Origin of the sequence: Pseudomonas sp. P9_35 (genome assembly GCF_034008205.1) — a bacterium.
In the GTDB taxonomy this organism is placed as follows: domain Bacteria; phylum Pseudomonadota; class Gammaproteobacteria; order Pseudomonadales; family Pseudomonadaceae; genus Aquipseudomonas; species Aquipseudomonas kilonensis.
In genome coordinates this window covers 2,327,639-2,346,170 of sequence record NZ_CP125373.1, presented here as the reverse complement: position 1 = coordinate 2,346,170, position 18,532 = coordinate 2,327,639, and the positions used below count along the sequence as shown (strand labels likewise).

Genomic DNA, 18,532 nt, shown 5'->3' with positions numbered 1-18,532 from the left:
CACGACACTTCCTCAATCAACCAGCTGGGCAGCCCTCAGCGCGCCGAGCGCCGCCAGCCAGCGAGGGTCCTGACGGTATTCAGTGGAGGCACAGGCCTGGCCGCGCATGCGGGCGATCCGTGCCGAAGGCTTGACCTTCAGGCGCTGGGCAGCGCTCAAGGCCAACTCTGCAGCCGCGCGATCATTGCACACCAGGCCCATGTCGCAACCCGCCGTCAAAGCAGCCTCGATACGACTGGCGGCATCACCGACCACATGAGCACCGGCCATCGACAGATCATCGCTGAAGATCACGCCATCGAATTGCAACTCGCCACGCAGGATGTCCTGCAGCCAGCGGCGGGAAAACCCGGCTGGATTGGCGTCGACCTGCGGGTAGATGACATGGGCCGGCATGACGGCGGCCAGTTGCTTGCTCAGCCTGGCAAACGGTACCAGGTCGTTGGCGCGAATCTGCTCCAGGCTACGCTCATCGTTCGGAATCGCCACGTGGGAATCGGCCTCGGCCCAGCCATGCCCCGGGAAATGCTTGCCGGTGGCGGCCATCCCGGCGGAGCTCATGCCGCGGATGAAGGCACCGGCCAACAACGCAGCGCGCTCGGGATCGCCTTCGAAGGAACGACTGCCGACGACGGCGCTGCGCTGGTAATCGAGGTCAAGCACCGGGGCAAAGCTCAAGTCGAGACCAACCGCCAGCACTTCAGTGGCCATGATCCAGCCGCACTGTTCGGCCAGGTATTCGGCGTTCGGGTTGTCGGCTATCGCCCGCATCGCCGGCAACCGCACAAAACCCTGGCGCAGCCGCTGGACACGACCACCTTCCTGATCCACCGCCAATAAAAGGTCGGGGCGGATGGCGCGGATCGACGCGCTCAGCTCGCGCACCTGCCGTGGATGCTCGATATTGCGGGCAAAAATGATCAGGCCGCCTACCTCGGGCTGGCGCAACAGGTGGCGATCTTCGGCCGTCAGCCAGGTACCGGCGACGTCCACCATCAACGAGCCTTGCAGGCCAGCAGTCATAGCATTTCCTTAATAACGATGAACCCGCGCGGTAACACAGACACGACCACACCGCTGGGCCCAAGGCCCGGCAGGTCGCGGTCATGCAATGAAAAATGGAACGGGTTCGAAACGAGAGTCGGCATGGGCGGCTAGCTTAGCGGATGTCGGCAGCCGCGCCCACCCGTGCGCTTACGCCTTGGCCAGCGCCGGTGTCGATTTACTGCGCGGACGCAATTGCGCGGCAGCCATGGCTTCATCGGTGACACCACTTTCGGCACGCATGCCGGCTGCCAGGAACGGCACCATCAGGCGCATGACCTGTTCGATCGAGGTGTTCACGCCAAAGTCGGTTTCAGCGATGGCGCGCAACGCCTTGATACCGGACATGCTGAACGCCGCAGCGCCGAGCATGAAGTGCACCCGCCAGAACAACTCGATGGGCGGAATGCGCGGTGCGGCCTCGTTGACCAGCAGCATGTAGCGCCGGAAAACCTTGCCGTACATGTCTTCCAGGTAACGTCGCAGGTGGCCCTGGCTCTGGCTGAAGGCAAGGCCCAACAGGCGCATGAAAATGGAAAGGTCGTTACCGCTGCGTGGTTGCACGACAAGGGCTTGCTCGACCAGGATTTCCAGCAGCTCTTCCAGGGTCGGCTTGACGTCAGGCTTGGCCTGCCGGCGCTCCAGCTCGCGATCGAGGCTGAGGCAGAAAGGCCCGAGGAACCGCGAGAATACCGCCTGGATCAGGGCCTTTTTCGAGCCGAAATGATAGTTCACCGCCGCCAGGTTTACCCCGGCCTTGCTGGTGATCAGACGCAACGAGGTTTCAGCGAAACCTTTTTCCGCGAACAACTGCTCGGCAGCATCGAGAATGCGTTCAACAGTTTCCGACTGGGCCATGGTTACTCCGCCTGACAAACACTTGTTTGAAACATACGTTTCAGCCCAGGGGTTGTCAAGCCTGCCGGGGCGTTTTGCGAACGCCCGGTCACGTATTTAACCACACCTTTTCACGGGTGGTAGCCATGTCGCATCCAACAGCCCGACCGACCGTCCAGCGGCCGGTGAAAAAAGGAGGATTGCCAAGCGGCGTCCACTGTATATAATCCCAGTCACTGTATAAAAAGACAGAGCGATCAATATGCTAAAGCTGACGCCACGCCAAGCAGAGATTCTGGCCTTCATCAAACGCTGCCTCGAAGACAACGGCTACCCGCCAACCCGCGCGGAAATCGCCCAGGAACTGGGTTTCAAGTCGCCCAACGCGGCTGAAGAACACCTCAAGGCGCTGGCGCGCAAGGGTGCTATCGAAATGACCCCGGGCGCATCCCGTGGCATTCGCATCCCCGGCTTCGAAGCCAAGGCCGACGAAACCACCCTGCCGATCATCGGCCGGGTAGCGGCAGGCGCACCGATCCTGGCCCAGCAGCATGTCGAAGAGTCCTGCAACATCAATCCTTCGTTCTTCCATCCTCGTGCCGACTATCTGCTTCGTGTACACGGCATGAGCATGAAGGACATCGGCATCTTCGACGGTGACCTCCTGGCCGTCCATACCACCCGCGAAGCCCGCAACGGCCAGATCGTGGTGGCGCGAATCGGCGACGAAGTGACCGTCAAGCGCTTCAAGCGCGACGGCAGCAAGGTCTGGCTCATCGCCGAGAACCCGGAGTTCGCGCCCATCGAAGTGAACCTGAAAGATCAGGACCTGGTCATCGAAGGCTTGAGCGTCGGCGTCATTCGCCGCTAAAGGAGGCTTTATGCAGTTCCCTCACACACCACAACACACACAACTTCCGCTGTTCGAGGCATTCATGGCCCAACCGCTGGTTCCAGTCCTGAAAGAGGTCATCGAGTCGCCCTGGGGCGTCGAGCCCGAGGCTTTCAGCGAACTGTCGTTACGTGGTGCGGCCGGAAACTGCCTGAACCTGCTGGCGCCGATTCTGCGAGAACTCAGCCAGGACCAGGATGCTCGCTGGCTGACGCTGATCGCACCACCGGCCAGCGTCACCCAGGCCTGGCTGCGGGATGCCGGCCTGAACCGCGAACGCATCCTGTTGTTGCAGCCGCGGGGCACCCAAAGCGCTCAACAGTTGACCTGCGAAGCCTTGCGCCTGGGCCGCAGCCACACCGTGGTCAGCTGGCTCAACCCGCTAACCGCGACCGCACGGCAACAGTTGATCAGCGCCGCCCGTACCGGGGACGCGCAAAGTCTGAATATTCGATTGGGCTAAGACGAACGCGGGGCTTCTCCAAGGCAGAGAAGCCGACCAGCCACACTATCCAAAAAAGCCGACAGACGGGATCAATGAAGAACCCGCGGCCCCTCTTCCTTGTTGAATTCGCCTTCAACCAGGCGACCTGCCATCTGGACGCCCACGCTCAGCATCGCCTTGGCGACTTCCACGTGTTGGCCCTGGAGGAATACCTTGGCATCTTCGGAGAAGTTCAGGGTAACCAGAGAACCCTCGTCCTCAGCCCTGCGCAGCTCGATGCGGCCATCAGGAAGTTCGACAATTTCTAGAAAGGACGTAGGCATAAAAGTCTGTTCTCCACGAAAGGCGAGGATTATATAGTCATCGGCCAGGCTCCGCTCGGGATCTTGACCAAGTGTTATCAACCAACGTAACGGGCCGGGGGCGAACTCAGCACTCGTTCAACCCTTCACGAAAGCGTATCGCCAGGCTCTTGAGGTTCTGGCGCCAGCTCTCCAGCTCCTCCCGGCTCAACTCCTGCTCGGGTTCTTGTTCGTCCAGATTGACCGCCACGATCAACGGCTGGGTCACGTCCCCCTTGGGCTTGCGCGGGGCTCGTGGCGGCTCGAACAACGCCGCATGGGCTGCCAATAGCTTCGCCAGCCAGGTTTCCGGGTTGTGCGCCAGTTCGACCATTTCGGCCAACTCCGGGATAGCAATGGTTTCCAACGCTTCGCGGGTCAACAGCAGCTCGGCCCGAGGTGCGTTCGCTTGTGGCAGGCGATAGAAACCGGCGATTTCATGGCACAACCCCAACAATGCACCGTACAGGTGAAACAGCGCGGATTCGCGCCCTGCCTGGAGCAGCGCCGGAGAGTTCACCGCACGTCCATCTTCGGCCCTGGTGAGCGCTTCGAGCGACAGACCGGCGAAATAGATTTTCTGATTGGTGCGGGTATAGAGTTCGTGGGCCATGGCGGCATCTCCCCAACGAAATGAAAGCGTCACGCAAGTGCGACAGTGTCATGGATCAACCGAGGCCACTGCAAGCCAAAAACAAAAAGGCCGCATGAAAACCTGTGGGTTGTCATGCGGCCTTTTGTTCACTTGAGACTTATTGGGGCGGCTACGCCCGAAACGTCGGACCGGCCCAGCGGGAGCAAGCCCCCTCGTCACACGTGAGTGCTACCATCAGCTCTTGTCTTGCACCGTCCACTTACCACCGTCGTAGTAGGCTTTCCAGCCAGTCGGCTTGCCGTCGACTTCGGTCTGCACGTATTGCTCCTTGGTCTTGCGGCTGTAGCGGATGACCGCTGGGCGCCCTTCCGGATCCTTCTGCGGCGCTTCGCAGAGGAAATGGTACTTCGGATCGATCTCGTCCTTGTGCGGCACGATTTCCATCACCAACGGTGCACGGGTCTCACGGTTTTTCGGGAACTGGCTCGCCGCCAGGAACAGGCCGGAGGCACCGTCGCGCAGGATGTAGGTGTCGTTGACCTTCTCGCACTTGAGCTCAGGCATCTTCACCGGGTCCATCTTCGGCGGCGCCGCGTCACCGCTCTTGAGCAGTTTGCGGGTGTTCTTGCAGGTCGGGTTGGTGCAACCGAAGAACTTGCCGAAACGGCCGGTCTTGAGCTGCATCTCGCTGCCACACTTGTCGCACTCCAGGCTCGGGCCTTCGTAGCCCTTGATGCGATAAGTGCCCTCTTCGATCTCATAACCGGCACAGTCCGGATTGTTACCGCAGATGTGCAGCTTGCGCTTTTCATCCAGCAGGTAGGCGTCCATCGCCGTGCTGCAGATCGGGCAGCGATGCTTGCCGCGCAGCACCAGGGATTCCGATTCACCCTCGTCGTCCGCGGCGATTTCGTCGCCCGGCACCAGGTTGACCGTCGCCTTGCAGCGCTCCTTGGGTGGCAGGCTGTAGCCCGAGCAACCGAGGAACACGCCGGTCGAGGCCGTACGGATTTGCATCGGGCGCCCGCAGGTCAGGCACGGGATATCGGTCATGACCGGCTGGTTGGCGCGCATGCCGCTGTCCGGGCTTTCGGCCACTTCGAGCTTCTTCTTGAAGTCGCCGTAGAACTCGTCGAGAACGTTTTTCCAGTCGCGCTCGCCCTGGGCCACATCGTCGAGGTTCTCTTCCATACCGGCGGTGAAGCCGTAGTCCATCAGGTTCGAGAAGCTCTCGGACAGGCGCTCGGTGACAATGTCACCCATCTTTTCCGAATAGAAACGACGGTTGTGCAGCGCCACATAGCCGCGGTCCTGGATGGTGGAGATGATCGCTGCGTAGGTCGAAGGACGACCAATGCCGCGCTTTTCCATTTCCTTGACCAGGCTGGCTTCGGAGTAACGGGCCGGTGGCTTGGTGAAATGCTGGGTCGGATCAAGCTTGATCAGCTTCATCACGTCGCCCTGGGCCATGTCCGGCAGGACGTCGTCATCCCCAGGCTTGGTGATCTGCGGCATGACGCGGGTGTAGCCGTCGAACTTCAGGATGCGGCCCTTGGCGCGCAGCTCGAAGTCACCGGCACCGACGCTGACCGTGGTCGACAGGTATTGCGCCGGCAGCATCTGGCAGGCCAGGAACTGGCGCCAGATCAGCTCGTAGAGACGCTCGGCATCGCGCTCCATGCCCGACAGCTTGCTTGGCTCGGTGTTGGCATCGGACGGACGAATCGCTTCGTGAGCCTCCTGCGCGCCTTCCTTGCTGCTGTAGACGTTCGGCGTGTCCGGCAGGTACTTCTTGCCGAACTCGCTTTCTATATAAGTGCGCGCCATCGCCACGGCATCGACCGAAAGGTTGGTCGAGTCGGTACGCATATAGGTGATGTAGCCGGCTTCGTACAGACGCTGGGCCATCATCATGGTTTTCTTCACGCCAAAGCCCAGGCGATTGCTCGCGGCCTGCTGCAACGTGGAGGTGATGAACGGCGCCGACGGCTTGCTGCTGGTCGGCTTGTCTTCGCGCTTGACGATGCTGTAGCTGGAAGCCTTGAGCTTTTCCAGCGCAGCCATGGCCTGGGCTTCGTTGAGCGGCTTGAAGGCCTCGCCCTTCTCCCGGGCCACGTCGAAGCGCACGGTGGCGCCCTTGGCGGTGCCGAGGTCGGCGTGGACTTCCCAGTACTCTTCAGGGATGAACGCACGGATCTCCCGCTCGCGCTCCACCACCAGCTTCACGGCGACCGACTGCACACGACCGGCCGACAGGCCGCGGGCGATCTTGGCCCACAGCAGGGGCGAGACCATGTAGCCCACCACGCGGTCGAGGAAGCGACGCGCCTGCTGGGCGTTGACCCGATCGATATCCAGCTCGCCCGGCTGGGAGAAGGCTTCCTGGATGGCCTTCTTGGTAATTTCGTTGAACACCACGCGTTTGTAGCGGCTGTCATCCCCACCAATGGCTTCGCGCAGGTGCCAGGCAATGGCTTCCCCTTCGCGGTCCAAGTCCGTCGCGAGATAGATGGTGTCGGCATCCTTGGCGAGCCGGCGCAGCTCTTCGATGACCTTTTCCTTGCCCGGGAGGATCTCGTACTTGGCTTTCCAGCCGTGTTCCGGATCGACCCCCATGCGTGAGACCAGCTGCTTGCGCGCCTTGTCTTTCGGCGACAGCGCCGGCGCTTCACCGGCAGCAGCCTTGCCGCGCTTGGCGGCTGGCTCCTTGCTGGCGCTAGCCGAACCGCTGGTGGGCAGGTCTCGGATATGGCCGATACTCGACTTCACCACGTATTGGTTGCCCAGATACTTGTTGATGGTCTTGGCCTTAGCCGGGGATTCCACAATGACCAGCGATTTGCCCATGGATCAGAAAATTCCTGAATTCTAAAAAGTGAAAGGCGGTTGGCGCCTGACGCGGCACCGCTATATATAGTGGCTGCAAGGTGAGGTCAAGCGCAGGGTTGCCCGCATACCGGCCTCAAGGCTTGGAAAAAATGCTCTCCTCGGCCTGCACCAAAGCAAAGCGTGGCACCTGTTCGCCGTCAACCTCGACGGACTCCTCGAACATGCTCAAGGGACGCACCCAAAAGCCGTAATCGCCATACAGGGCTTGATAGAAGACCACTTCTTCCTCGGTCTCGGAATGCCGCGCGATGCTGAATACGCGGTACTGCGGACCTTTGTAATGCTGGTAGAGCCCAGGTTGTATCGGCATGCTTTGGCCCTCACTCAAATTTTTTCAAAATAAAAACAAAATCTTTTTTACTAAACCCGAAAAAACAAAAACCGGGGCACTTGGCCCCGGCTTCCATCAACGCAACGCTTAGACGCGTTCGAAGACAGTGGCGATGCCCTGGCCGAGGCCAATGCACATGGTCGACACACCAAAAGTGCCGCCATTCTGCTTCATGACGTTGAGCAGCGTGCCGGAGATACGCGCACCGGAGCAACCGAACGGGTGACCCAGGGCGATCGCGCCGCCGTGCAGGTTAACCTTCTCGTTCATCTTGTCGAGCACTTTCAAATCTTTCAGCACTGGCAAGGCCTGTGCGGCGAAAGCTTCGTTGAGTTCGAAGAAGTCGATATCGGCAATACCCAGGCCTGCGCGCTTCAAGGCTTTCTGCGTGGCCGGTACTGGACCATAGCCCATGATCGCCGGGTCCACACCCGCCACGGCCATCGAACGAATCACCGCCATCGGCTGGATACCCAGGTCCTGGGCACGTTGGGCCGACATCACGATCATGCACGAGGCACCGTCGGTGATCTGCGACGAGGTACCGGCTGTCACGGTGCCGCCCTTCGGATTGAATGCCGGCTTGAGGGCCGCCAGGCTTTCCAGGGTGGTTTCCGGACGAATGGTTTCGTCGTAGTCGAACAGCTTCAGGAAGCCGTTCTCGTCGTAGCCCTGCATCGGGATGATCTCATCCTTGAACTTGCCCTCCACGGTCGCCTTGTGGGCGAGCTGGTGGGAGCGTACGCCAAAGGCGTCCTGCTGTTCGCGGGTGATGCCGTGCATTTTGCCAAGCATTTCCGCAGTCAGGCCCATCATGCCCGAGGCTTTCGCCGCGTACAGCGACATGTGCGGGTTCGGATCGACACCGTGCATCATGCTCACGTGGCCCATGTGCTCGACACCACCGACGACGAACACGTCACCGTTACCGGTCATGATCGCCTGGGCGGCGGTGTGCAGTGCGCTCATGGACGAACCGCACAGGCGGCTGACGGTCTGGCCCGCCGCCGTATGAGGGATCTGAGTCATCAGCGAGGCCATGCGGGCGATGTTCCAGCCCTGCTCCAGGGTCTGGTTCACACAGCCCCAGATCACGTCTTCGACTTCGTTGGGGTCGACCTTGACGTTGCGTTCCAGCAGCTTGCGGATCAGGTGCGCCGACATGTCTTCGGCGCGGGTGTTGCGGTGCATGCCGCCCTTGGAGCGGCCCATCGGCGTACGACCGAAGTCGACAATCACGACGTCTCTAGGATTCAAGCTCATAAATGTTCTCTCGCTCTAGTCGTTGGGCGCTTAACCGAAGAAGCGCTGGCCGTTCTTGGCCATTTCACGCAGCTTCGCGGTCGGGTGGTACAGCGCGCCCAAATCAGCGTACTGGTCAGCCAGGGCAACGAACTCGGCAACACCGATCGAATCGATGTAGCGCAGCGCACCGCCACGGAATGGAGGGAAACCGATACCGTAGACCAGACCCATGTCGGCTTCGGCAGCGGTCTCGACAATACCGTCTTCCAGGCAACGCACGGTTTCGAGGCACAGCGGGATCATCATCCAGTTGATGATGTCCTCGTCGGTGACTTCGCGCTGCTCGTAGACAATCGGCTTGAGCACTTCCAGCACCGACGAGTCGGCGACTTTCTTCTGCTTGCCGCGCTTGTCGGTCTCATAGGCGTAGAAGCCCTTGCCGTTTTTCTGGCCCAGGCGTTTGGCTTCGTAGAGCACGTCGACAGCCGAACGACGATCGTCCTTCATGCGGTCCGGGAAACCTTCGGCCATGACGTCGCGACCGTGGTGGCCGGTGTCGATGCCGACCACGTCCATCAGGTACGCCGGGCCCATCGGCCAGCCGAATTTTTCCATGATCTTGTCGATGCGCACGAAGTCCACGCCAGCGCTGACCAGCTTGGCGAAACCGCCGAAGTACGGGAACAGCACGCGGTTGACCAGAAAGCCCGGGCAATCGTTGACGACGATCGGGTTCTTGCCCATTTTCTTGGCGTAGGCCACGGTGGTGGCAACGGCATGTTCGCTGGACTTCTCGCCACGGATCACTTCCACCAGCGGCATCATGTGCACCGGGTTGAAGAAGTGCATGCCGACGAAGTTCTCCGGACGCTTGAGGGCCTTGGCCAGCAGCGAAATGGAGATGGTCGAGGTGTTCGAGGCCAGGATGGTGTCCTCTTTGACCTTGTCTTCGACTTCAGCCAGTACCGCCTGCTTGACCTTCGGGTTCTCGACAACGGCTTCGACCACCAGGTCGACATGGCCGAAATCGCCGTAGGACAGGGTCGGACGAATGCCATTGAGCACTTCGGCCATCTTCGCAGCGGTCATGCGACCTTTGTCGACACGGCCGACCAGCAGCTTGGCGGCTTCGGCCAGGCCTTGCTCGATCCCGTGTTCGTTGATGTCCTTCATCAGGATCGGCGTGCCTTTGGACGCCGACTGGTACGCGATACCGCCCCCCATGATGCCGGCGCCGAGCACGGCGGCCTGCTTCACGTCACTGGCGATTTCGTCGTAGGCCTTGGCCTTTTTCTTCAGCTCCTGGTCATTGAGGAACAGACCGATCAGGCTTTGCGCAGCCGAGGTCTTGGCCAGCTTGACGAAGCCGGCGGCCTCGACTTCCAGGGCCTTGTCGCGACCGAAGCTCGCGGCTTTCTGGATGGTCTTGATCGCTTCGACCGGCGCCGGGTAGTTCGGGCCTGCCTGACCGGCCACGAAACCCTTGGCGGTTTCGAAGGCCATCATTTGTTCGATGGCGTTGAGCTTGAGCTTCTCGAGCTTCGGCTGACGCTTGGCCTTGTAGTCGAACTCGCCGCTGATGGCGCGCTTGATGGTTTCAAGGGCCGCTTCCTGGAGCTTGCCAGGTTCGACCACGGCATCCACGGCACCGACCTTCAGCGCGTCTTCAGCACGGTTTTCCTTGCCGGCGGCAATCCACTCGATGGCGTTGTCGGCACCGATCAGGCGCGGCAGGCGCACGGTGCCGCCGAAGCCTGGGTAGATGCCCAGCTTGACTTCCGGCAGGCCGATCTTGGCCGTGGTGGCCATGACGCGGTAATCCGCCGCCAGGCACATTTCCAGGCCGCCACCCAGGGCGATGCCGTTGATGGCCACGACGGTCGGTACGTTGAGGTCTTCGAAGTCGCTGAAAATACGGTTGGCTTCGAGGTTGCCAGCGATCAGTTCGGCATCGGGCAGCTTGAAGTTGTCGACGAATTCGGTGATGTCGGCGCCGACGATGAACACGTCCTTGCCGCTGCTGACGATCACACCCTTGATCGAAGCATCTGCCTTGATAGTGTCTACAGCCTGACGCAATTCATTCAGGGTTAGACGGTTGAACTTGTTGACGGACTCACCCTTGAGGTCGAATTTCAATTCGACGATGCCACTTTCAAGAGCCTTAACCGTGATGGCTTTACCTTCGTAAATCATCAACTGATCTCCACGATATGGAAGCTGAACAGTACACGTTGAACGCTGACCACTGGTTTGGCATAGACGTTACCGTCGATGCTACGCCAATCCGCCAGGCACACCCGTCAACGCGATAGTCGGGGTCTGTAGGAGCATTCTGAAAATACAAACGCTCAATTCATACGCCCGTTTGATTTGGGTACGTCACCTTCACGGAATTTCCGACAATTGTCAATCGCCCTAAACACAGGCGTGAACGCGACTTCACGGTCATTTCCGTACCGTACGGATCCGCAACACGGCGCCGCATGAGCCGCTATTCATAGGATCAATAATTAGAAAAATCGCCCTAATTCCAGACAGACCGGATCCAGCGGTCTACGCTGTCGGGACGCGATTGAAAATTGGAAACAAAGGACGTTACGAACGCACGCCCTGACATGAGATTGATTACCGGCCTGCCTGGCCAACCCGCCCGATGAGACTGTCGGGCTTTTTTTATGCCTCAGGCCAGCGCCTTGAGCACCGTGCAAATATCTTGCAAAACAGTCGCTTCGCCCTTCTCGCCCCAGTACAAGGCAATCATTTGCCGATCGGCTTCAACTTTGTAGACGTTGGCCGGCAATTTTTCGAAATGATTGAGCAGGGATTCATCCTGGCAGACTTCTCGCCACCGGTTGACCCAGACGCCTGGCGCCGTCTGCCAATAGCTCCAGACCGCCGGTTCCTTGCCGCGCCGGGGCCGGTGGTACTGGGCGCAGGGGTTTGGCGGCTGCTGGCCGAGCCAGTGCGGCCACTCCTGCGGCGCCAGCTGCATGGCCAGGCCCAGGCGTCGTGCCTCCATGCGCAGGGCCATGCGACCGCTCTGGACACGGGACGGCCGCAACCATGCCAGCGGACTTAACACCACCAACAGGATTGACACCACTATCCAGACCGTCATATTCGTACTCCCGAATTCTGATGAGCCCATTGAGCCACGTCGCCGTCAATGCGCTTGAAACCAGCCATACTTACCGTATCGCAATTCTCTGGAGTGCTTTCCATGTACTACGAACACGTTCTGGTCGCCGTCGACCTCACTGAAGAATGCGATCCGGTCGTCAAGCGCGCCCTCGCCCTTTGCGAAAGCCGGGACACCAAGCTGTCGCTGGTACACATCGTCGAACCGATGGCCATGGCCTTCGGCGGCGACGTGCCTATGGACCTTTCCCAGTTGCAGCAGCAGCAATTCGACCAGGCCAAGGAGCGCCTTGACCGACTGATCGTGAAATACCCGGCCCTGAAGAAGGAATTCAGCCACCTGACCTACGGCCAGCCGCGCCAGGAGATCCATCACCTGGCCAAGGAGCAGGGCTGCGACCTGATTGTGGTCGGCAGCCATGGTCGCCACGGCCTGGCGCTGTTGCTGGGCTCGACCGCCAACGACGTGCTGCATGGCGCGCCTTGCGACGTGCTGGCGGTACATCTGGTCAAGCGCACATAAACCCTACCCTTGTGGGAGCGAGCCTGTGGGAGCAAAGCTTGCTCGCGATGAACGATAACGCGGTCATTCGACAGACCGAGATGCCTTCATCGCGAGCAAGCTTTGCTCCCACAGGCTCACCCCTACAGGGGAATAGCGTTTCAAATAGAAATCCCGGCATTCATTGCTGAATTCCGGGATTTTTTCAACAGCGGATCAAGCGTCCAGTTCAGCCCAGCGCTCGACCAGTGCGTCCAGCTCGGCCTGCAACTGCTCCAGGTGCGCGATCACCTTGGCGGTTTCGGCAGCAGGTCGCTGGTAGAAACCGGCGTCAGCCATCTCCGCTTCCACCGCAGCGATCTGCTGCTCCTTCGCGTCGATATCACCCGGCAACGCCTCCAGCTCACGCTGCAGTTTGTAGCTGAGTTTTTTCTTGGCCGGTGCCGGCGCCGCTGCGGCGGCTACCGGGGCTGGCTCGGTCTTGACCACGGCCGAATTCAGGTCGGCCTTGCCAGACTTGCTCTCGGTGACCCCCAGCAGACGCGGCGAGCCGCCCTGGCGCAGCCAGTCCTGATAACCACCGACGTATTCACGCACCAGGCCTTCGCCTTCGAACACCAGGGTGCTGGTGACCACGTTGTCGAGGAATGCCCGGTCGTGACTGACCATCAGCACGGTGCCATTGAAGGTCAGCAACACCTCTTCCAGCAACTCCAGGGTTTCCACGTCCAGGTCGTTGGTCGGTTCGTCGAGCACCAGCAGGTTCGCCGGCTTGCTGAACAACTTGGCCAGCAACAGACGGGCGCGCTCGCCACCCGACAGCGCCTTGACCGGCGTACGGGCACGCTGGGGGCTGAACAGGAAATCGCCGAGGTAGCTCAACACATGGCGGCTCTGACCATCGATGTCGATGAAATCGCGACCTTCGGCGACGTTGTCGATCACGGTCTTTTCCAGGTCCAACTGATGGCGCAACTGGTCAAAGTAGGCGACGTCGATCTTCGTGCCCTCCTCCACCTTGCCATTGGTCGGCACCAGGCCACCGAGCATCAGCTTGAGCAGCGTGGTCTTGCCGGTACCGTTGGCACCCAGCAGGCCGATGCGATCACCGCGCTGCAGGACCATGGAGAAGTCCTTGATCAGGAACGGGCCGCCCGGATGCGCGAAACTCACGTTCTCAAGGACCATCACCTGCTTGCCGGACTTGTCAGCGGTATCCAACTGAATGTTGGCCTTGCCGGTGCGCTCGCGACGTTCACTGCGTTCCATGCGCAAGGCCTTGAGCGCCCGCACACGGCCTTCGTTGCGGGTGCGACGCGCCTTGATGCCCTGGCGAATCCAGACTTCTTCCTGGGCCAGTTTCTTATCGAACAACGCGTTAGCGGTTTCTTCCGCTGCCAGCGCCGCTTCCTTGTGCACCAGGAAGCTGGCGTAGTCGCCGTTCCAGTCGATCAGGCCGCCACGGTCCAGTTCAAGGATGCGGGTCGCCAGGTTTTGCAGGAAGGAACGGTCGTGGGTGATGAACAGCACAGCCCCCTGGAAGTCCTTCAAGGCTTCTTCAAGCCAGGCGATGGCGCCGATGTCCAGGTGGTTGGTCGGTTCGTCGAGCAGCAGCAGGTCCGGCTCGGACACGAGGGCCTGGGCCAGCAGGACGCGACGACGCCAGCCGCCGGACAACTCGGCGAGGGTCTTGTCGGCCGGCAGTTGCAGGCGGCTCAGGGTGCTGTCGACCAGTTGCTGCAGACGCCAGCCGTCTCGGGCTTCAAGGTCGTGCTGCACGTGCATCAACTTGTCCAGGTCAGCATCGGTGACGATGTTCTGGCTCAGGTGGTGATACTCGGCCAACAGCGCGCCGACACCGTCCAGGCCTTCGGCAACCACGTCGAATACGGTCCGCTCGTCGGCCACCGGCAGTTCCTGGGGCAATTCGCCGATTTTCAGGCCTGGCGCGCGCCAGACCGAGCCGTCATCGGGCTTTTGATCGCCCTTGACCAGCTTCATCATGCTGGACTTGCCAGTGCCGTTGCGGCCGATGATGCACACCCGCTCACCACGGGCGATCTGCCAGGACACCTTGTCCAACAACGGCATAGCGCCGAAAGCAAGGGACACATCGCTGAATTTGAGCAGGGTCATGAGCTTCTCCAAAAACCGGGCGCGCATTCTACCTGAGATGAGGCCTCAGGGGTCCGCCAATTTCGCCACCGAAGCACTCTGCATAACAAATGTTGCGAACTTGCACTGACGGCCTTGCAAAGCTTTCGCCGGCTGCTGGCAAAAGGCTAAGCTACAGACAGTTACCCTGGGTTACCCCTTGGGCTTGTCATGTTTTTTATGCCCGGACGTCTCATGCGCAGTCGCCTTTTCAGTGTTTTATCGTGTCTTTTTGTATGTGCCACTGCCGTTCAATCCGCGCAGGCGGTGGATATCTCCACTCAACGCCAATATTACGACGAGGCCAAGCGCGCCTTGGCCAAGGGTGATTCCGGCCCTTACTTTCGCTACAGCCAGGCCCTGCGCGATTATCCGCTGGAACCCTATCTGGCCTACGACGAATTGACCGCTCGCCTCAAGAGCGCCAGCAACGCCGAAATCGAGAAGTTCCTCGCCGAACACGGCGATCTGCCCCAGGCCAACTGGATGAAGTTGCGCTGGCTGCGTTGGCTGACCGAGCGCGGTGACTGGGAGACCTTCGTCAAGTATTACGACCCCAAGCTCAATTTCACCGAACTGGACTGCCTTAACGCCCAGTACCAGCTCAGCCATGGCTTGAAAGCCGAAGGCTATGCCAATACCGAAAAGCTGTGGCTCTCCGGCAAATCCCAGCCCCAGGCGTGCGATGCCTTGTTCGGCCTATGGGCCTCCCAGGGCCAGTTGACCGAACAGAAACGCTGGGAACGCACAAAACTGGCGGCCCAGGCCCGCAACTACCCGCTGGCCAACAGCCTGGTCAGCGGTCTGACCACCCTCGCCCCCCGCGGCAAGCTGCTGGTGGACGTGGCGCAAAAGCCTGAGTTGCTCAACCAGCCCTCGCGCTTCACCCCGGCCGATGAACCGATGTCCGACATCGTCAGCCTCGGCCTGCGTCGCCTGGCCCGCCAGGATCCGGAAAAGGCCATGGCACTGCTGGACGGCTACGCCAGCACCATGCATTTTTCCCGTGATGAAAAAGTTGCGATTGCCCGGGAAATCGGCCTGACCCTGGCCAAGCGCTTCGACAGCCGGGCCTTGGACGTGATGACGAAATACGACCCGGAACTGCGCGATGACACCGTTTCGGAATGGCGCTTGCGCCTGCTCCTGCGCCTGGCCCGCTGGGACGATGCCTACCAACTGACCCGTCGCCTGCCCGAGTCGCTGTCGAGCACCAATCGCTGGCGGTACTGGCAAGCCCGCACGCTGGAACTGGCGCAGCCGCAGAACCCCGAGGCGCTGGCGCTCTACAAGCACCTGGCCCGTGAACGAGACTTCTATGGCTTCCTGGCCGCCGACCGTTCCCAGTCACCGTACTCGCTCGTCAACAAGCCGCTGGTGATGAGCCAGGCGCTGATCAACAAAGTGCGCAACACCCCTGGCGTGCGTCGGGCGCTGGAATTTCATGCCCGTGGGGACATCGTCGACGGGCGCCGCGAGTGGTATCACGTCAGCCGTCATTTCAACCGTGACGAAATGGTCGCCCAGGCCAAACTGGCCTATGACCTGAAGTGGTATTTCCCGGCCATTCGCACCATCAGCCAGGCCAAGTACTGGGACGACCTGGACATCCGCTTCCCGATGGCCCACCGCGACACCCTGGTACGCGAAGCCAAGATCCGCGGCTTGCATCCAAGCTGGGCGTTCGCCATCACCCGCCAGGAAAGCGCCTTCATGGACGACGCCCGCTCCGGCGTCGGTGCCGCAGGCCTGATGCAACTGATGCCCGGCACCGCCAAGGAAACCGCGCGCAAGTTCAGCATTCCCCTGGCCTCACCACAGCAAGTGTTGAACCCGGACAAGAACATCCAGTTGGGCGCGGCGTACCTGAGCCAGGTTCATAGCCAGTTCAACGGCAATCGCGTCCTGGCTTCGGCGGCCTACAACGCCGGCCCCGGTCGCGTGCGCCAGTGGCTGCGCGGCGCCGACCACTTGAGCTTCGACGTCTGGGTCGAAAGCATTCCCTTCGACGAAACCCGCCAATACGTGCAGAACGTGTTGTCGTACTCGGTGATCTACGGCCAGAAACTCAATTCGCCGCAACCGCTGGTGGATTGGCATGAGCGGTATTTCGATGATCAGTGATTATTAGCGGAAGCTGTTCCTGAGAAGAAAAAATGCCCGCATCGAAAGATGCGGGCATTTCTTTTTGCTCGCTTGCTGAACCCTGTGGGAGCGAGCTTGCTCGCGATGGCGGTGGCACCTTCAACATGGATGCAAGCTGGCTCAACGCTATCGCGAGCAAGCTCGCTCCCACAAGGGACCATACTTAGTCGGTTGCCGTCTCCAACCCCACATTGAACTGCAACGCCGCCAGCCGCGCGTACAGCGCATTGCTGGCAACCAGCTCCTGGTGAGTGCCCACGGCAACCACCTTGCCCTGGTCCATCACCGCGATCCGGTCGGCGTTTTTCACCGTGGCCAGGCGGTGGGCGATGACCAGGGTCGTGCGGTTTTTCATCAGGTTGGGCAGGGCTTGCTGGATCAGGTGTTCGCTTTGCGCATCGAGAGCGCTGGTGGCTTCGTCCAGCAGCAGGATCGGCGCGTCCACCAGCAACGCCCGGGCGATGGCCAGGCGTTGGCGCTGGCCGCCGGACAGACCCAGGCCACCGTCGCCCAGATGTGTCTGATAGCCGTCGGGCATTTTTTCGATGAAGTCATGGGCGTGGGCAATCTGCGCGGCCTCACGCACCTGCTCGGACGTTGCGCCAGGGTTGCCGTAGCGGATGTTCTCTTCGACCGTGCCGAAAAACAGCGCCGGGTTTTGTGAAACCAGGGCGAAGTGGCGGCGCAGGTCCAGCGGATCGAGTTGAGTCAACGGCACGTCGTCGATCAGGATCTGCCCTTGCACCGGATCGTAGAAACGCAGCAGCAGGTCATACACCGTTGACTTGCCCGCACCGGAAGGCCCGACCAGGGCCAGGGTCTCGCCGGCCTTGATGCTCAGGTCGAGACCGTCGACCGCATAACTGTCCGGCCGGGAGGGGTAGGAAAAACGCACGCCTTCGAGGCGCAGATCGCCCCGGACCCGCTCCGGCAACATGACAAGGCCTGAAGCCGGCGGCTGGATGATGTTTTCCGAACGCAGCAACTCGGCAATGCGCTCGGCAGCGCCCGCCGCCCGTTGCAGCTCGCCGATCACCTCGCTCAGGGTACCGAAGGCGCTGCCGACGATCAGGCTGTAGAACACGAATGCCGCCAGCTCACCGCCGGAGATCCGCCCGGCGATCACATCCATGCCGCCGACCCAAAGCATCACCCCCACCGCGCCCAGCACCAGCACGATCACCAGGGTGATCAGCCAGGCCCGCTGGGCGATGCGCTTGCGGGCGGTGTCGAAGGCCTGCTCCACCGTCACGGAGAATCGTCGCTCGTCCTGGACCTGGTGGTTGTAAGCCTGCACGGTCTTGATCTGGCCAAGAGTTTCGGAGACGTAGCTGCCGACGTCGGCAATGCGGTCCTGGCTCTGGCGCGACAGACTGCGCACCCGCCGACCAAAGACCAGGATCGGCGCCAATACCAGCGGCAGGGCAATCACCACGATACTGGTCAACTTGGGATTGGTGATGAACAGCAGCACGATGCCGCCCACCACCATCAAGGCGTTGCGCAAAAACAACGACAGCGACGAACCGATCACCGATTGCAGCAAGGTCGTATCGGCGGTCAGCCGCGACTGGATTTCCGAACTGCGGTTGTTTTCGTAGAAACCGGGGTGCAAGTACACCAGATGGTTGAAGACCTGCCGCCGGATATCGGCCACCACCCGCTCGCCGATCCAGGACACCAGGTAAAAACGGGCAAACGTACCGATCGCCAACCCCACCACCAGCACCATGAACAGGCCGATGGATTGATTGAGCAGGTGCGGCGAGCGGGTCATGAAGCCCTGGTCCACCAGCAACCGGATGCCTTGGCCCATGGACAAGGTAATACCGGCGGTGACAATCAGGGCCAGCAAGGCGCCGGCGACCTGTTTGCGATAAGGGGCGATGAAGCCGTTGGCCAGGCGTATGGCACGGCGATGTCGGGAAGAAAGCATCAAGGGCATCCGATAATGCAGCAGGAAAAAGGCCG

At 60.8% G+C, this 18,532-nt stretch carries 15 protein-coding genes; 4 read left to right on the top strand and 11 right to left on the bottom strand.

Going from position 1 to position 18,532, the window contains the following annotated elements:
* Positions 1-12: 12 nt before the first annotated feature.
* The gene (gene nagZ / locus QMK47_RS10435; RefSeq protein WP_320390517.1) at positions 13-1,011 is read right to left on the bottom strand and encodes a beta-N-acetylhexosaminidase; all 999 of its coding nucleotides are present in this window, start codon (positions 1,009-1,011) and stop codon (positions 13-15) included.
* A 183-nt stretch (positions 1,012-1,194) separates the two neighbouring features.
* Complete coding sequence (locus QMK47_RS10430) at positions 1,195-1,902, bottom strand: TetR/AcrR family transcriptional regulator (RefSeq protein ID WP_013692622.1); 708 nt, start codon at positions 1,900-1,902, stop codon at positions 1,195-1,197.
* 241 nt (positions 1,903-2,143) lie between these two features.
* On the opposite strand from QMK47_RS10430, the gene lexA reads away from it, so the two are divergent.
* Together lexA and sulA are read left to right on the top strand one after the other, a co-directional pair.
* A complete protein-coding gene (lexA, locus tag QMK47_RS10425; protein ID WP_003199651.1) occupies positions 2,144-2,752 on the top strand; it encodes a transcriptional repressor LexA in 609 nt (202 codons plus the stop codon).
* 10 nt (positions 2,753-2,762) lie between these two features.
* Positions 2,763-3,236, top strand: a complete 474-nt coding sequence (gene sulA, locus QMK47_RS10420; protein WP_003199648.1) for an SOS-induced cell division inhibitor SulA — start codon at positions 2,763-2,765, stop codon at positions 3,234-3,236.
* A gap of 71 nt (positions 3,237-3,307) precedes the next feature.
* On the opposite strand, the gene QMK47_RS10415 is transcribed toward sulA, so the two are convergent.
* The 7 genes from QMK47_RS10415 to QMK47_RS10385 all read right to left on the bottom strand — a co-directional run bounded on the left by QMK47_RS10415 (position 3,308) and on the right by QMK47_RS10385 (position 11,740).
* Positions 3,308-3,541, bottom strand: coding sequence for a hypothetical protein (locus QMK47_RS10415; RefSeq protein WP_003183419.1), 234 nt, complete (start codon positions 3,539-3,541; stop codon positions 3,308-3,310).
* Positions 3,542-3,647: 106 nt separating this feature from the next.
* On the bottom strand, positions 3,648-4,172 hold the full coding sequence (locus QMK47_RS10410) for a DUF6586 family protein (protein ID WP_320390135.1): 525 nt from the start codon (positions 4,170-4,172) through the stop codon (positions 3,648-3,650).
* Positions 4,173-4,388: 216 nt separating this feature from the next.
* On the bottom strand, positions 4,389-7,001 hold the full coding sequence (topA, locus tag QMK47_RS10405; protein ID WP_214508906.1) for a type I DNA topoisomerase: 2,613 nt from the start codon (positions 6,999-7,001) through the stop codon (positions 4,389-4,391).
* Positions 7,002-7,116: 115 nt separating this feature from the next.
* Positions 7,117-7,353 (bottom strand): DUF1653 domain-containing protein, encoded by a 237-nt coding sequence (locus QMK47_RS10400; RefSeq protein ID WP_003199644.1) that lies wholly within the window; start codon positions 7,351-7,353, stop codon positions 7,117-7,119.
* Positions 7,354-7,461: 108 nt separating this feature from the next.
* Positions 7,462-8,637 (bottom strand): acetyl-CoA C-acyltransferase FadA, encoded by a 1,176-nt coding sequence (gene fadA, locus QMK47_RS10395; RefSeq protein ID WP_018604861.1) that lies wholly within the window; start codon positions 8,635-8,637, stop codon positions 7,462-7,464.
* 30 nt (positions 8,638-8,667) lie between these two features.
* Positions 8,668-10,815, bottom strand: a complete 2,148-nt coding sequence (gene fadB, locus QMK47_RS10390; protein WP_214508904.1) for a fatty acid oxidation complex subunit alpha FadB — start codon at positions 10,813-10,815, stop codon at positions 8,668-8,670.
* 487 nt (positions 10,816-11,302) lie between these two features.
* A complete protein-coding gene (locus QMK47_RS10385) occupies positions 11,303-11,740 on the bottom strand; it encodes a hypothetical protein (RefSeq protein ID WP_253472938.1) in 438 nt (145 codons plus the stop codon).
* A 102-nt stretch (positions 11,741-11,842) separates the two neighbouring features.
* On the opposite strand from QMK47_RS10385, the gene QMK47_RS10380 reads away from it, so the two are divergent.
* A complete protein-coding gene (locus tag QMK47_RS10380) occupies positions 11,843-12,283 on the top strand; it encodes a universal stress protein (protein ID WP_003199636.1) in 441 nt (146 codons plus the stop codon).
* A 195-nt stretch (positions 12,284-12,478) separates the two neighbouring features.
* Here the strand turns inward: QMK47_RS10380 and QMK47_RS10375 are convergent, their stop codons facing one another.
* Complete coding sequence (locus tag QMK47_RS10375) at positions 12,479-14,398, bottom strand: ATP-binding cassette domain-containing protein (RefSeq protein WP_320390134.1); 1,920 nt, start codon at positions 14,396-14,398, stop codon at positions 12,479-12,481.
* A 213-nt stretch (positions 14,399-14,611) separates the two neighbouring features.
* Here QMK47_RS10375 and QMK47_RS10370 point away from each other — a divergent pair, with 213 nt between their 5' ends.
* Positions 14,612-16,540: a transglycosylase SLT domain-containing protein gene (locus tag QMK47_RS10370; protein ID WP_253472932.1), complete on the top strand. Its 1,929-nt coding sequence runs from the start codon at positions 14,612-14,614 to the stop codon at positions 16,538-16,540.
* Positions 16,541-16,724: 184 nt separating this feature from the next.
* On the opposite strand, the gene QMK47_RS10365 is transcribed toward QMK47_RS10370, so the two are convergent.
* Positions 16,725-18,506 carry an ABC transporter transmembrane domain-containing protein gene (locus QMK47_RS10365; RefSeq protein ID WP_258690700.1) on the bottom strand — a complete coding sequence of 594 codons (1,782 nt, stop codon included), beginning with the start codon at positions 18,504-18,506 and terminating at the stop codon, positions 16,725-16,727.
* Between the last annotated feature and the right edge of the window lie 26 nt (positions 18,507-18,532).